Genomic DNA, 14,403 nt, shown 5'->3' with positions numbered 1-14,403 from the left:
TAGGTGAGACAACGCAGTGCGTAGCACAAGGAAGGCTCATCAGCCGCCTGCGGAAAGCGGAATGTATTTCCGTAGCGGTAGGGCAATTTCCGTCCGAATTTACTGCACAGTATCCTTCAACTGTGAAGTAAAATCATCCTGGGATCGTCCGTCTTTGGAGTTGAGGTTTTCGTTATGTTCTAGTCTGAAATTTATTCTTTCTTAAAATGCATGCGCAAATATCTGTACCCTACTCCAAAATCTAGAGCAGCAACAGCAGCTAGTAATATTGTTGTCGCATTCCATATCGTCTCTTGGACACTTGTGTATGCTAAATAAGCAAAAATTAACCCCATTACAAAATAAATTATTGCCATTCTCAAAAATATCAGCCTCCAAAGAAAATAAGCATAGCATTGTTCTGGATTTGTTCTAATTGTTCCGGATCAATTAATTGCGCTAAAACAGCGACTGTATTTAATGTCATATGTACAAGGATCGGCACAATAATTCTTTTCGTTTTGACATATAAATAGGCAAAAACAAATCCCATTGTCGTGTATATTAAAGTATGAGTTAAATCCATATGGAGTACACCGAAAATGAGCGAGGAAATAAGAGCACCCCAAAAAAAGTTGAATTTTTTATATAGTGATCCGAATAAGATCTTCCGAAAAATTAATTCTTCCAAAATGGGAGCACTGATCGCAGGTATTAACAAAAATATCGGATTCATTCTTGTCATTTCCACGATGACTTCCGTATTTTCAGAAGTAGGATCGATGCCGAATAACTCAATTTCAATGGTGACTGCAAGTGCTTGCATAACCCAAGCTAACAACACACCAAGTGCAGTCCATCCAATAATTCTTCCAGCCGAAATTGGGTGTGTAATTTTTTCTTGATTCAAATCTTGCCGCATTAATAATAAGACCAAAATTGACCCAATGATAAAGCCGACTACATTGGAATAAAGTGCAGCATCAAGTGGATCAATTCCGAATCCAAAAAATAAAATAACCGGAACAACTGCTGTCATTATTAACATTAATACGTATATTAAAAAGACAAACCAATATCTTTTCGGAAACAAATAAAAAACTCCCTTGTAATTGAATTTTACATTATGTATCATACCATAAAGTGAATACAGTTAATATTAATGAGGGAATATGACTTTCAACCCATTCCAAAGTATTATTCGAAAAAGATCATTGCCTTATGTAAATTTAAGTGATATATTTTATAAACCAAGTAAATTAATGGGATTAATACATTGCAAAAGAACGAGATAAAATTATTAGGAGGATGATGTTAATGAGCGACGTGAAGAAATTAAATGTGGAGAGTTTCAACCTGGATCATACAAAAGTAAAAGCTCCTTATATACGCTTAGCCGGAGTGAATAAGGGAATTAATGGGGATGAAATTTATAAATATGATCTTCGTTTTACTCAACCAAATCAAGAGCATATGGAAATGCCGGCTATACATTCACTGGAACATTTAATGGCGGAAATTAGTAGAAATTATTCAGATAAAATTGTAGATATTAGTCCAATGGGATGCCAAACAGGTTATTATTTATCCGTGATTAACCATGATGATTATGAAGATATTTTAAATTTAGTGGAAAAAGTATTGGAAGATGTACTAAAAGCTACGGAAGTCCTTGCATGCAATGAAGTGCAATGTGGTTGGGCAGCGAGCCATAGCTTAGAAGGTGCAAAAGAAAATGCGCGAAAAATGCTCGCTAAAAAATCCGAGTGGAGAAATGTTTTTCAATAATATTTTTTTGATAATTAATTGACAGAGAGTGAAGAATGGCAAAGTTCTTTTCCCTCTGTTTATTTATAACAAAAGAAAAAAATATTCAAAAACAGATTGACATTATCCAAATTATAGGATAATATATTTTTAAATCTAATTCCAAGTATTTTGATGTGTAAAATAATAATTGAGATAGGAAGATGAAAAAAATGAGTTATCAGCTCAGTATTTTAGATCAAAGTCCAATTTTTTCAGGTAGATCTGCAATTGATGCTTTTAACAGTACCGTATTACTCGCAAAGGCTGCAGAACAGTGGGGATATAAAAGATTTTGGGTGTCCGAACATCATCATATGGAAAATGTTGCGGGAACTTCTCCCGAGATCTTAATGGCTCATCTGCTAGCTCATACAAAGAAAATAAAGATCGGCTCAGGAGGGGTTATGCTCCAACACTATAGCCCTTATAAGGTGGCTGAAAACTTTCATGTATTATCTTCATTAGCTTCAGGAAGAGTGGATCTAGGAGTAGGTAAAGCTCCAGGAGGATTAGATTTATCCACAAAAGCACTACAATTCGGAACGATGAATGATGGAACGGATTTCAATGAACGCCTTACTTTTTTAAAACAACTCATCGATGATAATATTCCTAATAACCATCCCTTAACCGGTATAAAAGCAATGCCCCAGCCTTTGGTAAAGCCAGAAATATTTTTACTTGGAGCAAGTGAAAATAGTGCAAAGATGGCGGCAACTCTTGAAACCCATTTCGTATTTGCACATTTTATAAATAGCAGTGAAGAAATTCTCAAAGAATCCTCTAACACATACCGTACTCTGTTTCCAAACGGCAAATTTATTACAGCAGTTTCCGTGCTGGCAGCAGAGACAGATGAAGAAGCTGTGGAATTAGCAAAAGATATTAAATTATATCAAATAAATTTTAAGGACGGTAGAAGTTTAACCGTTCAATCAATTGATCAAATTCAAACTCTTGAAAATCAAAATACTGTGGCGTTTGAAGTTACAGAAAAGGACGTTACGGTTTTTACAGGAACGGCTGAAAAAATAAAGCAAAAGCTAGATAGGCTTCACCAAACGTATGAAATTGATGAATTTATATTGCATACGCCTTTACAAAATGAAATAGAAAGAAGAAGGTCGTTTGAACTTCTTGGACCTGAAAATGAATATTCGAGAAAGAAGGTATTTAATTGACAAAAAATATACCATTAGGGTTAATGATTAATGGTCCTGGTTCTCATATGAATGCCTGGAAAAGTCCGGATGTTCCCAAAGATGCTAGCATTAATATTGAACATTATATTGCTTTAGCACAGACTGCCGAAGAAGCGGGACTATCTTTTGTATTTGTTGCTGATGGATTATATATTAATGAGAAATCAATCCCGCATTTTCTCAATCGTTTTGAACCATTAACTTTACTTTCCGCATTGGCAACAGCTACTTCTAGAATCGGATTGGTAGGCACATTATCAACTTCATATAGTGAACCCTTCACAGTCGCCAGGCAGTTTGCATCGTTAGATAAATTAAGCGGGGGTCGTGCGGGTTGGAATGTTGTTACATCCCATTAGAGGGAAGTGCAAGTAATTACAATAAAGGAGTTCATCCCGAACATGCTGTACGTTATCAAAAAGCAGAAGAACACTTAGAAGTCGTGCAAGGGTTATGGGACTCCTGGGAAGACGATGCTTTTGTTAGAGAGAGAAAAACCGGAAAGTTTTTTAATCGGGATCAAATGCACGAATTAAATCATGAAGGGGAATTCTTTTCGGTTAAAGGGCCATTAAATATTGAACGATCAACCCAAGGGCAACCAGTTATTTTTCAAGCAGGAGCGTCCGAGGCGGGCAAGGACTTTGCTGCAAAAAAAGCGGATGTTATTTTTACCAATCATGTTACCTTGGAACAAGCAACAGCTTTTTATGAAGAAGTAAAGCAAAAGGCAATACAGCATGGAAGAAGTCCAGATGACATACTTATCTTTCCAAGTCTTTCACCAATTATAGGGGAAAATGAAGAGGAAGCGGAACAAAATTATACCCAATTAATGAATCTCATTTCCATCGAAGAAGCTTTACATTATTTAGGGCGTTATTTTGACCACTATGATTTTTCCAAACATCCATTAGATGAAAAGTTTCCAGATATTGGTGATGTAGGGAAAAACAGTTTTCAATCCGCAACCGATCATATCAAACAATTTGCAAGGGAAGATAGGTTGACATTAAGAGAGGTGGCGCTTAGGGTAGCTACCCCAAAAGGTTCTTTTTTTGGAACATATGAGGAGGTTGCCAATAAAATGATTAAATGGATAGATCATAAAGCGGCCGATGGTTTCATTTTAACAATGCCTGTATTTGGAAAGGCGTATAGGAATTTTTTAGACAATATTTTGCCAATATTAAAAAAGGCAGGATATTATAACCCAAATCAAGAATCGACGACATTAAGAGAACATTTAAAATTATCTTTTAAAGAAAACAGATACACTGTAAAAAATGATTAAATTATTTTTTTCACATAAAACCAAGTAAACAAATGGGATTAATGGAAGAGGTGAAGAATTATAACCAATCTTACGGATCAAATTTTAATCAGACAAATGAAATTATCGGAACTAGAGTTAGTGCGACAGTTACTCATTGAAAGTTATCAGGAGTATGAAGAGAAATTTGAACAAGATCGTTGGGAGCGATATATGGAAGAACTAACGGCTTCTGTAGATAATGAAAAAATTGATCGATTATATATCGCAAAATATAAGGATGACATTGTGGGAACGATGCAACTCTTTCGTTCTGCAAAAGAAGCTTACCAAGTATCAGATTTAGAGATTGATGCCCCAATTATTCGATTTTTGGCAGTTCATCCGCGTGGCAGGGGAGAAGGTACCGCTCGTAAATTATTGGATAAAGCAATTTGTTACGCTAAAAAACAAAATGCGCAAGCTGTATTCTTGCACAGCACGGAGCTCATGTCACAAGCGATAAAACTATATATAAAGTACGGATTTGTAAGGGAACCGGCGAAGGATTATATAAAGCATGGTAATGTCATTCAATGTTATTCAATTAAACTGGATAAGGGGAAAATTAAAAAATGAGAAAGAATTTTTTAGCAGGTTTTATCTTATTAGTGGGACTGTTTTTATTGGTTGGTTGCGGCGCGAAAAAATCTTCTTCGGAATCATCATTGGAGAACGAGGAGGTTACTTTAAAAATTAGTGCTTCTTCCATTCCACATGCAGAAATTTTGGAATTTTTAGCAGAAGATCTGAAAAAAGCAGGGATAAAATTAGATCTGTCAATTACTTCAGACGGAATTCAAACAAATCAACAAACAGCTGACGGACAGTTTGATGCTAACTTTTTTCAGCATACTCCTTATTTAGAGCAAGTAAACGAAGATAGTGGATTAGATTTAGTAAACGTTACGGGAGTCCATATTGAACCATTTGGTGTGTACTCAAAGGAAATTGACTCTATTGAGCAATTATCGAATAACGCTCAAGTAGCTATTCCAAAAGATCCGGTTAACTTTTCACGAGCTCTTGAACTTTTTGCTGCAAATGGAGTCATTGAGCTTGACGAAACGAAAGATGGTGATTATTTATTAAAAGATATTACTAAAAATGAAAAAAATATCGAATTTATTGCGGTAGACTCTGCGTTATTAGTTCATTCACTAGACGATGTGGAAGCTTCAGCAATTAACACAAACTATGCACTAGAAGGAGGCTTCATTCCACTAGAAGATGCTCTCATTATAGAAGATAGTGAGTCACCGTACGTTAATATTTTAGTATCCCGACCTGACAATAAAGATAATGAAGCAATTCAAAAGCTCGCAAAAGCTCTAACTTCAGAAAAAGTAAGGGAATTTATTGAAAAAGAATATGAAGGAGCAGTTGTTCCAGCATTTTAAGGAAAGGAGGGTGGAAAGTGATCCAGTTTCAAAATGTATCAAAAATATTTGCGAGTAAATCAGTGAATGTCGAGGCGTTAAAAAACATTCATTTAACCATTCGTAAAGGGGACATTTTTGGAGTAATTGGTTATAGTGGAGCCGGGAAAAGTACATTACTGCGCACAGTAAACTTACTGGAAAGACCAACAAGTGGCCAAATTTTTGTGGAAGGAAAAGACTTAAGTCAATTACGAAAAAAAGAAATAAGAGAGTCACAAAAAAGAATTGGCATGATCTTTCAACACTTTCATTTATTACATTCTAAAACGGTATTTGAAAATGTAGCCATTCCGTTAGAACTTAGCAAAGTCAGTAAGGATGAAATAAAGAAACGGGCATTAGAAACACTCGAATTTGTTGGTTTAGCTGATAAAGCGGATAGTTATCCTGATGAATTGTCTGGAGGTCAGAAACAACGTGTTGGGATCGCCCGTGCACTAGTTACAAAACCATCGATTCTTTTATGTGATGAGGCAACCTCTGCGTTAGATCCACAAACGACTGTTTCTATTTTAAATTTATTAAAGAAAATAAACGAAGAATATAATATTACGATCTTGCTGATTACTCATGAGATGGAAGTTATTAAAGAGATATGTAATCGTGTGGCGGTGATGGAAGAAGGGCGGATAATTGAAACAGGAAATATATTTGATGTGTTTACAAATCCCCAAACAGAGACGACTCGTAACTTTGTAAAATCTATCGTTCGTGATGAAGTACCGAAGACGGTTTATAACTTGCTTCAGGATAGCGACTATAAAGGTCGGGTCTTTAATTTAAAATTTTTAGGATCTAGCTCCGGAAAACCGATCATTTCTCAATTGGCTAAACGATTTAATATGGAAGTAAATATTTTATTTGGCAATATTACAGAGTTACAGACTAAATCGTTTGGTAATTTAATCGTTGAATTCATTGGGCCAAATGAAGAAATTGAGCGCGGAATCTACTATTTGGAAAAACAAAAGGTACCAATTAAGGAGGTAGTTGCAAGTGGAAGTCGGGACGGATATTATTCTGAACGCATTATGGGAAACGTTGTACATGGTTAGTGTTGCTTTAGCCTTTGGAAGCATTATCGGGGTTGTGCTTGGGATCACACTCGTTGTTACGCGAAAAGGGCATATTTTAGAAAACAAATATGTTTTTTCTATATTAAACCCGGTTGTTAACGTGTTACGTTCCATTCCTTTTATTATACTGCTAGTTGCGATTATCCCATTTACTAGACTAATCGTAGGAACATCTATTGGTACATCGGCTGCTATTGTCCCACTTGTACTTCATATTGGACCCTATTTTTCAAGACTAGTAGAAAATTCAATGTTGGAAGTTGACGCAGGGATAATTGAAGCTGCCAAAGCAATGGGAGCCACACCGTTTCAAATTATTCGTAAATTTTTATTGCCAGAAGCATTTGCTTCTTTAGTATTGAGTGTTACGACCGTAACGATAAGTTTAATCGGGGCGACTGCCATGGCAGGAGCAGTTGGTGGAGGAGGACTTGGTGATGTTGCGATTACGTATGGGTATCAACGTTTCGATACGTTAACAATTTTGGTTACTGTTGTCCTTCTCGTCCTACTCGTACAAATCATTCAAAGTATCGGAAATACACTCGAACGTAAAATTAGACGTGTTTCCTAATGAGAAAGGAGAATATGGATGCTGAAAAATCGCTTCATTATTGCCGTGTTATTATTCGTTATGCTAGTAGCCGTCGGTTGTTCTTCAGATACAGCTGGAACGGATCAAGAGCCGATTAAAGTAGGGATTAGAAGCTCCGAGATGAAAACTTGGGAATATATGAAAGAAAGGGCTAAAGAAGAAGGATTAGAGCTTGAACTTGTGCAGTTTTCATCAGCTTATGATCCAAATGATGCTTTGAATGATGGAGAAATTGATGTGAACGCTTTTCAACATGTAGCCTATTTAGACACTTATAATGATAAAACAAAAAGTGACATCGTTCCTATCGGTACAACAATTATTGCTCCACTAGGTATTTACTCCAGTAAATATGATTCAGTTGATGAGATTCCGGATGGTTCTCAAATTGCCATTCCTAATGATCAATCTAATTGGGGGCGCGCTCTGATACTCCTGCAAGAAGCGGGGCTTATTACAGTTATTGATGACTTTGATGGTCTTGGTGGAGAAGATAAAATTAAAGATAATCCAAAAAACCTTGAAATCATTCCAATAGACAGCTTTACAACACCTCGTGCGATGGAAGATACAGGTGTTTCAGTAATAGGAAACGGAATAGCTGTGGATGCAGGGTTAACGTTAAAAGATTCAATATTCCATGAAAATGCAACAGCAAAGCCGTATATCAATATTATCGCTGCGAAAAAGGAAAACAAAGATGATGAAAAACTTCAAAAACTCGTATCGATTTATCAGACTGATGAAACGAAGGAATTTATTGAAGAAACATATAACGGAAATTATCTTCCTACCTTTATTACTTTGGAGGAGTTAGCCACATACAAAGAAACGTATTCAAATAAGTAAGGAGGAGTTCGGTTGATTTCTAGAGAAATGAAGTTGGCAGCTTATTTAGTAGGAACGGGGATGCATGTTTCCTCTTGGCGTCATCCTTTAGCTAAATCGAATGCAAGTATTGATATTAAGTCACTGATAAAACAGGCACAAATAGCCGAAAAAGGAAAATTTGACTTTGTGTTTGCGGCAGATAGTTTAGCTATCAATCATGAATCTCATCCACAAATATTAAATCGTTTGGATCCAATTGTACAAATAACAGCATTGGCTCAAGCAACAGAAAAGATTGGTGTGGGAGCTACAGCATCTACCACATACAGTGAGCCGTTCGTGTTAGCCCGTCAGTTTGCTTCAGTTGATCATGTCAGTAATGGCCGGGCAGCTTGGAATGTTGTTACTACCGCAGATGCCACAGGTGAAACAGCGCTAAACTTTAGTCGTAATAAGCATTGGGAGCATGATCATCGTTATGAGCGGGCGGAAGAATTTGTAGATATTGTTAAAGGGTTATGGGACTCTTGGGAGGACGATGCCTTTATCTATGATAAAGAAACTGGTCAATTTTATGACAGAGAAAAAGTGCATGAATTAAAATTTAAAGGTGATCATTTTTCCGTTAAGGGACCATTAAATATTGCAAGATCGATTCAAGGGCAGCCTGTCATTATTCAAGCTGGTGCCTCTGTTCCTGGTCAACGACTTGCTGCACGAACAGCAGAGGTTATTTTTACAAGATGGGATAATATAGAGGAATCGAAGCGGTATTACAAAAAGTTGAAGTCATGGCTTAAGAATTTCAATCGTACAGAAGAAGAATTATTAATTTTTCATGGTATCTCTCCAATTGTGGGAGAGACTGAATCAATTGCGAATGAAAAATATGAAGAATTACTACAATTAACGGATCCATACGAAAGTTTGAAATTTGTTTCCGGTTATATGGGGAATATAGACTTTTCCAAATACGCATTAGATACTCCAGCAAAAGAGGTAAGTTTTCCTAAGGTAAACAGCATTCAAAGTAATTTTAATGAAATGATGCAGATAATCGAACAAGAAAATTTAAAAGTGGGAGACTTATATACGAGGTTTTTTGGAGCAGCGAAAAAAGATACATTTATCGGAACACCTACCCAAATAGCCGATGAAATGGAAAAATGGTTTGTTGAAAAAGCAACAGATGGATTTATGATCCAATTTCCATTGATGCCAAGAGACTTGCAAGATTTTGTTAACTTAGTTGTCCCTATTTTACAAGAACGGGGACTGTTCAGAAAAGATTATTCTGGAGAAACGTTGAGAAGTCATTTAGGTTTAAGAAAGCCTATAAATCAGTATAGTGCACCGGGTACGACATAAAAACTTTTTGGGAAAGGATAGAATTATGCGAAATATTGTCTTAATATCTGGAAGTCCTTCAATATCTTCTAGATCTAGTAAAGTGTTAACATATTTGGGAACTAAGCTTGAAAAAGAAAGTTTTCAAGTAAGTCATATATCAGTTCAAGATGTCCCATTAGAAGATTTATTTTATGGAAATTATACTAGTAAAGTGATTACAGATATAGCGCAGCAGATCCAGCAGGCTGAAGGAGTTATTGTTGCTTCCCCTGTTTATAAAGCTTCTTATACAGGTGTATTAAAAGCCTTATTAGATATTATGCCACAAGATTTATTTCAATCAAAACCTGTGTTTCCAATCATGACAGGGGGAAGTCCAGCTCATTTATTGGCGATAGAATATACATTGAAGCCACTAATTGCTATATTAAAAGGCAATCCATTGAGAGGAGTTTACATTTTAGACAGTCAAATAAACCAAGAGTATGAAGTTCCAATCATTGACCAAGAAATAAGGCACCGTTTAGAGGTACAGACAAATTGCTTTATCGAAGCGATAAGAGATAAAAAAATGACATTTTCACAATGAAATTTACTATTTTGAGAGGGATAAAAGGAATCCCCTCTTTTTTTAAAGATAAGAAAGTATAAAATTTTTGCTCTACCACGGTGTTGATCACTGTGGTATTCTTAAGCAGATAGGAAAGCATAAAACTTTCTTGACTCGCTCACTGGCTAAAAGCTCAGGTCTCCTGGGACTGCGTTTACTCGTTCTATCGAAGAGCATTTGCTTTTTCGTTCGTCCCACCGTAAAGATCTGTCTTAGACGCTAGTACCAGCACATCAATCACTCGTAAGTGTAACTCATACTCTCACCAAAGCTTGGCGAGAGTATGAGTTTTCTAATATTATAAAAATAATAAAGTAGAAAACACTTGCATTTTAATTTAGAATTATTTATTATAATAATTGGTGTTAGCACTCGGCGGTCTTGAGTGCTAACAATGAGAAAAAATATAATTATACAGTCTAAGGAGGGTTTCTTTACATGATTAAACCATTAGGAGATCGTGTAGTGATCGAACTTGTTGAGCAGGAGGAAAAAACTGCGAGCGGTATCGTACTGCCAGACTCTGCACAAGAAAAACCACAAGAAGGTAAAGTGGTTGCGGTAGGTTCAGGTGCAATTGTTGACGGTAAAAAAGTTGCACTAGAAGTAAAGGAAAATGATCATATTATTTTCTCTAAATTTGCAGGTACTGAAGTGAAGTACGAAGGTAAAGAATACTTAATCTTACGTGAAAGCGACATTTTGGCAATCGTTGAATAAAAACGATTTGAAACATACTTAGTAACATGTTATCACAAACATAAAGATATAAATATTTTAAGGAGGTACTATTAAGTTATGGCTAAAGAAATTAAATTTAGTGAAGAAGCTCGTAAATCCCTACTAAATGGGGTTGATACATTAGCAAATGCTGTTAAAGTAACATTAGGACCTAAAGGACGTAATGTTGTTCTTGATAAAAAGTTCGGTTCACCACTCATTACAAATGATGGTGTAACAATTGCTAAAGAAATTGAATTAGAAGATGCATTTGAAAATATGGGTGCACAACTTGTATCAGAAGTTGCTTCCAAGACAAACGATGTAGCTGGTGATGGTACAACAACTGCAACTGTATTAGCACAAGCAATGATCCGAGAAGGACTTAAAAACGTTACTGCAGGTGCAAATCCAGTAGGTATTCGTCGTGGGATTGAAAAAGCTGTTGATACGGCAGTGGAAGGACTAAAAGGTATTTCTAACAACATCGAAGATAAGGAATCGATCGCGCAAGTTGCAGCTATTTCTTCCGGTGATGAAGAAGTTGGACAACTAATTGCTGAAGCAATGGAGCGCGTTGGAAATGATGGAGTTATCACAATTGAAGAATCAAAAGGATTCTCAACTGAGCTAGAAGTAGTTGAAGGTATGGAATTTGATCGTGGATATGCTTCTCCATATATGGTTACAGACCAAGACAAAATGGAAGCAGTTTTAGAAGACCCATACATTTTAATTACAGATAAAAAGATTTCTAATATCCAAGAAGTTTTACCAGTTCTTGAAGCAGTTGTTCAAGAGGGTAAATCAATCTTAATCATTGCGGAAGATGTTGAAGGTGAAGCACTTGCAACATTAGTTGTAAACAAATTACGTGGTACATTTAATGCAGTAGCTGTTAAGGCACCTGGATTTGGTGACCGTCGTAAAGCAATGTTAGAAGATATTGCAATTCTAACAGGCGGAGAAGTAATTACAGAAGATTTAGGATTAGATCTAAAATCAACAGAAATTACACAACTTGGACGTGCAGCGAAAGTTGTCGTTTCTAAAGAAAACACAACAATCGTTGAAGGAGCTGGAAGCCCTGACGCTATTTCTGCGCGAGTTAACCAAATCCGTGCAGAGGCAGAAGAGTCAACTTCTGAATTCGATAAGGAAAAATTACAAGAGCGTCTAGCAAAACTTTCAGGCGGAGTTGCTGTTGTTAAAGTAGGAGCAGCTACTGAAACTGAACTAAAAGAGCGTAAACTACGTATGGAAGACGCACTTAACTCAACTCGTGCAGCAGTTGAAGAAGGAATCGTATCAGGTGGAGGTACTGCACTAATTAACGTTTACAACAAAGTTGCAGAATTAAAACTTGAAGATGATGAAGCAACTGGTGCAAACATTGTACTACGTGCATTAGAAGAGCCAGTTCGTCAAATTGCTGAAAACGCAGGCCTTGAAGGTTCAATTGTTGTTGAACGTCTAAAAGGTGAAGAAGTAGGTATTGGATTTGACGCTGCAAAAGGCGAATGGGTAAATATGATTGACGCAGGTATCGTTGATCCAACAAAAGTTACACGTTCTGCATTACAACACGCAGCATCTGTTGCAGCTATGTTCCTAACAACAGAAGCAGTAGTTGCAGACCTACCTGAAGAAAACGCAGGTGGCGGAATGCCTGACATGGGCGGCATGGGCGGCGGAATGCCGGGAATGATGTAAGTCGATTTCGAATTAAATATGAAAGAATAAAGCGAGGTTTGCAGTAGTTGCAGACCTCGCTTTTTAATGATAGTTTTATTTTTAATAGAAACAAAAGTTCCTGTACGGTATGCTTTAACCAGTGTGATAGGGCTTTCATGGGTGGTGGCGCACTTTTTTCCTTGCTTTTAAAGGAAAGGAGGTGATGCCTTATGACAGTTTTTGAGTCATTGATTGTGATGCTCTCTTTTGGAGTATTAGTCGTGTCCATACTGTCAGAAACAAGAAAATAATCACCCAAAGCCTGATGAGCATGTGAGGTGATTATTTTCTACTAAACACGCGAGTCGCCCCTTTGAAGGGCTATTACACGTTTGAACATCCATGTATCCAGCATGGGCGGTCTTTTATTATCTTATGATCTTCTAAATAGATTATACCCTATTTATGTCATAAAATAAACCTTTGCACAATAATTGTATTGAGCTGAAATTAAATTTTTACTAATTCTAATAGTTATGTTTTCAAAATATAAGTCTGATTTTTTTTAATGCAATTAGTTCGCCAGACCACATCCCCGAAAATGCTAATGTGTAAAACCGTTCCTTGTCTAAATCTAATCCTATTATTAAGACCATATCTAAAATTCATCTAATTCATCGCTTCACCACCATTTTAGATATGTATGTTCTATTTAAGGGTAACATAAAAGGTGTACAATTTAATGCACACCTATTTTTTAGTCTAAATTTTCAATAGCGTATTGCGCTTCTTCTTCAGTAAATTGTTCCCCGTATTCCGAAACCAATTGGTCATAGATGGCGTCATCTGACATATCCATTGTCTCTGCATATGATTCCGCCTTTTTCAAAGCATTTTCTTTCCAGTCAACCTCAATATTATCCATGGCATATTCAGCAGCTTCTTCAGGGAAGTTTTCCCCGTGTTCTGAAACTAATTGATCATAAATGCCTGCTTTTGACATGTGCAAAGTATTAGCATATGATTCCGCTTTATTTAACGCTGCTTTATATTCCCTTGGCACATCATCATTTTCTTCTATTTCAGCTTCTTCTATTTCTTCTTCTTTACTGGCATCTTCATTATTACCTTCTTCATCATTGGATTCTATGTCTTTTTCCTCCACCTGTATTGGCTCGTCTACTTCGTTTAAAACTTCATTAACGACATTCCCAATGCCTACCACGGAAGCTATTATCATAACTACAAAGCCCGCAACGGAAATAAGTATATTACGTATCGCTTTACCGTTTTTCTTGACCAATGAAATGATCCACATAATTCCAAAGATAATGAATACAATAAATCCTACTACTCCTAAAAAACCCCACATAAAAATGCCCCCTTATGTATTTGATAATGTAATTTATATTAAATGGCATACATGCATGAATATCATTATTTATCTTATATATCTTTATGCCCGGTAAAATTTGCCTATAAAGATATTTAAAAAATAATCACGATTTAATCAATAACCGTGATACTTTATTTTATTCTTTTAATTTCCGCCTCTTGATCGAGGGAACGCCTTGCAAGAAGGTTAATTGTATCCTCTTGACGTTGTTGTATAGTAGCTATTTGATTGACTGCATTTCCAATTATTTTTTGACTTTCTTTTAATACAGTGATGTCTTCGGCGTTTTTAACCACTTGCTCGTATACGGCATCGGATTTGTCTTCCAAGTTTTTCAATCTTGAATCAACGGTATCAAAACGTTGGTTCATTTCCGTTTTCATTTCATGCATTTCCTCTTTCATATC

Annotated in this window: 16 protein-coding genes and 1 pseudogene; 13 read left to right on the top strand and 4 right to left on the bottom strand. The window is 36.2% G+C overall.

Annotated elements, in window-relative coordinates; translation table 11 throughout:
- Positions 1-191 precede the first annotated feature (191 nt).
- Together ACPYKA_RS12175 and ACPYKA_RS12170 are read right to left on the bottom strand one after the other, a co-directional pair.
- The gene (locus ACPYKA_RS12175; RefSeq protein ID WP_479542534.1) at positions 192-356 is read right to left on the bottom strand and encodes a YdiK family protein; all 165 of its coding nucleotides are present in this window, start codon (positions 354-356) and stop codon (positions 192-194) included.
- A gap of 11 nt (positions 357-367) precedes the next feature.
- Positions 368-1,072, bottom strand: coding sequence for a lysostaphin resistance A-like protein (locus ACPYKA_RS12170; RefSeq protein ID WP_479542530.1), 705 nt, complete (start codon positions 1,070-1,072; stop codon positions 368-370).
- Positions 1,073-1,296: 224 nt separating this feature from the next.
- Between ACPYKA_RS12170 and ACPYKA_RS12165 the strand changes: the two genes are divergently transcribed.
- From ACPYKA_RS12165 to ACPYKA_RS12105, 13 genes and pseudogenes are all read left to right on the top strand, one after another.
- The gene (locus ACPYKA_RS12165) at positions 1,297-1,767 is read left to right on the top strand and encodes an S-ribosylhomocysteine lyase (protein ID WP_479542529.1); all 471 of its coding nucleotides are present in this window, start codon (positions 1,297-1,299) and stop codon (positions 1,765-1,767) included.
- 191 nt (positions 1,768-1,958) lie between these two features.
- Positions 1,959-2,969, top strand: a complete 1,011-nt coding sequence (locus ACPYKA_RS12160) for an LLM class flavin-dependent oxidoreductase (protein ID WP_479542528.1) — start codon at positions 1,959-1,961, stop codon at positions 2,967-2,969.
- 23 nt (positions 2,970-2,992) lie between these two features.
- Positions 2,993-4,284: pseudogene (locus ACPYKA_RS12155) on the top strand (LLM class flavin-dependent oxidoreductase).
- 96 nt (positions 4,285-4,380) lie between these two features.
- A complete protein-coding gene (locus ACPYKA_RS12150; RefSeq protein WP_479542527.1) occupies positions 4,381-4,881 on the top strand; it encodes a GNAT family N-acetyltransferase in 501 nt (166 codons plus the stop codon).
- A complete protein-coding gene (locus ACPYKA_RS12145; RefSeq protein ID WP_479542526.1) occupies positions 4,878-5,702 on the top strand; it encodes a MetQ/NlpA family ABC transporter substrate-binding protein in 825 nt (274 codons plus the stop codon). Before ACPYKA_RS12150 ends, ACPYKA_RS12145 begins: the two co-directional genes overlap by 4 nt.
- 17 nt (positions 5,703-5,719) lie before the next feature.
- Positions 5,720-6,799, top strand: a complete 1,080-nt coding sequence (locus ACPYKA_RS12140) for a methionine ABC transporter ATP-binding protein (protein WP_479542525.1) — start codon at positions 5,720-5,722, stop codon at positions 6,797-6,799.
- Positions 6,792-7,394, top strand: coding sequence for a methionine ABC transporter permease (locus ACPYKA_RS12135; RefSeq protein ID WP_479542533.1), 603 nt, complete (start codon positions 6,792-6,794; stop codon positions 7,392-7,394). Before ACPYKA_RS12140 ends, ACPYKA_RS12135 begins: the two co-directional genes overlap by 8 nt.
- A gap of 18 nt (positions 7,395-7,412) precedes the next feature.
- Positions 7,413-8,264: a MetQ/NlpA family ABC transporter substrate-binding protein gene (locus tag ACPYKA_RS12130; protein WP_479542524.1), complete on the top strand. Its 852-nt coding sequence runs from the start codon at positions 7,413-7,415 to the stop codon at positions 8,262-8,264.
- Between the two features lie 27 nt (positions 8,265-8,291).
- Positions 8,292-9,614: an LLM class flavin-dependent oxidoreductase gene (locus tag ACPYKA_RS12125; RefSeq protein WP_479542532.1), complete on the top strand. Its 1,323-nt coding sequence runs from the start codon at positions 8,292-8,294 to the stop codon at positions 9,612-9,614.
- Positions 9,615-9,639: 25 nt separating this feature from the next.
- Positions 9,640-10,185 carry an NADPH-dependent FMN reductase gene (ssuE, locus tag ACPYKA_RS12120; RefSeq protein WP_479542523.1) on the top strand — a complete coding sequence of 182 codons (546 nt, stop codon included), beginning with the start codon at positions 9,640-9,642 and terminating at the stop codon, positions 10,183-10,185.
- A 459-nt stretch (positions 10,186-10,644) separates the two neighbouring features.
- Positions 10,645-10,926: a co-chaperone GroES gene (groES, locus tag ACPYKA_RS12115; RefSeq protein WP_479542522.1), complete on the top strand. Its 282-nt coding sequence runs from the start codon at positions 10,645-10,647 to the stop codon at positions 10,924-10,926.
- A gap of 78 nt (positions 10,927-11,004) precedes the next feature.
- Positions 11,005-12,639, top strand: coding sequence for a chaperonin GroEL (gene groL, locus ACPYKA_RS12110; RefSeq protein ID WP_479542521.1), 1,635 nt, complete (start codon positions 11,005-11,007; stop codon positions 12,637-12,639).
- Positions 12,640-12,830: 191 nt separating this feature from the next.
- Complete coding sequence (locus ACPYKA_RS12105; RefSeq protein ID WP_479542531.1) at positions 12,831-12,911, top strand: putative holin-like toxin; 81 nt, start codon at positions 12,831-12,833, stop codon at positions 12,909-12,911.
- Between the two features lie 446 nt (positions 12,912-13,357).
- On the opposite strand, the gene ACPYKA_RS12100 is transcribed toward ACPYKA_RS12105, so the two are convergent.
- Positions 13,358-13,972, bottom strand: coding sequence for an Ltp family lipoprotein (locus ACPYKA_RS12100; RefSeq protein ID WP_479542520.1), 615 nt, complete (start codon positions 13,970-13,972; stop codon positions 13,358-13,360).
- A 155-nt stretch (positions 13,973-14,127) separates the two neighbouring features.
- A partial coding sequence (locus ACPYKA_RS12095; protein WP_479542519.1) for a hypothetical protein occupies positions 14,128-14,403 on the bottom strand: 276 nt, incomplete at its 5' end.

Origin of the sequence: Pseudogracilibacillus amylolyticus (SeqCode) (assembly GCF_051918545.1) — a bacterium.
In the GTDB taxonomy this organism is placed as follows: Bacteria; Bacillota; Bacilli; order Bacillales; family Amphibacillaceae; genus Pseudogracilibacillus.
This window is presented reverse-complemented; position numbering and strand designations above follow the sequence as displayed.

Coding starts and splice junctions, on each gene's coding strand:
- ACPYKA_RS12175 (WP_479542534.1), bottom strand. CDS start 356: ATGGCAATAATTTATTTTGTAATGGGGTTAATTTTTGCTTATTTAGCA.
- ACPYKA_RS12165 (WP_479542529.1), top strand. CDS start 1,297: ATGAGCGACGTGAAGAAATTAAATGTGGAGAGTTTCAACCTGGATCAT.
- ACPYKA_RS12160 (WP_479542528.1), top strand. CDS start 1,959: ATGAGTTATCAGCTCAGTATTTTAGATCAAAGTCCAATTTTTTCAGGT.
- ACPYKA_RS12150 (WP_479542527.1), top strand. CDS start 4,381: ATGAAATTATCGGAACTAGAGTTAGTGCGACAGTTACTCATTGAAAGT.
- ACPYKA_RS12145 (WP_479542526.1), top strand. CDS start 4,878: ATGAGAAAGAATTTTTTAGCAGGTTTTATCTTATTAGTGGGACTGTTT.
- ACPYKA_RS12135 (WP_479542533.1), top strand. CDS start 6,792: ATGGTTAGTGTTGCTTTAGCCTTTGGAAGCATTATCGGGGTTGTGCTT.
- ACPYKA_RS12130 (WP_479542524.1), top strand. CDS start 7,413: ATGCTGAAAAATCGCTTCATTATTGCCGTGTTATTATTCGTTATGCTA.
- ACPYKA_RS12125 (WP_479542532.1), top strand. CDS start 8,292: ATGAAGTTGGCAGCTTATTTAGTAGGAACGGGGATGCATGTTTCCTCT.
- ssuE (WP_479542523.1), top strand. CDS start 9,640: ATGCGAAATATTGTCTTAATATCTGGAAGTCCTTCAATATCTTCTAGA.
- groES (WP_479542522.1), top strand. CDS start 10,645: ATGATTAAACCATTAGGAGATCGTGTAGTGATCGAACTTGTTGAGCAG.
- groL (WP_479542521.1), top strand. CDS start 11,005: ATGGCTAAAGAAATTAAATTTAGTGAAGAAGCTCGTAAATCCCTACTA.
- ACPYKA_RS12105 (WP_479542531.1), top strand. CDS start 12,831: ATGACAGTTTTTGAGTCATTGATTGTGATGCTCTCTTTTGGAGTATTA.
- ACPYKA_RS12100 (WP_479542520.1), bottom strand. CDS start 13,972: ATGTGGGGTTTTTTAGGAGTAGTAGGATTTATTGTATTCATTATCTTT.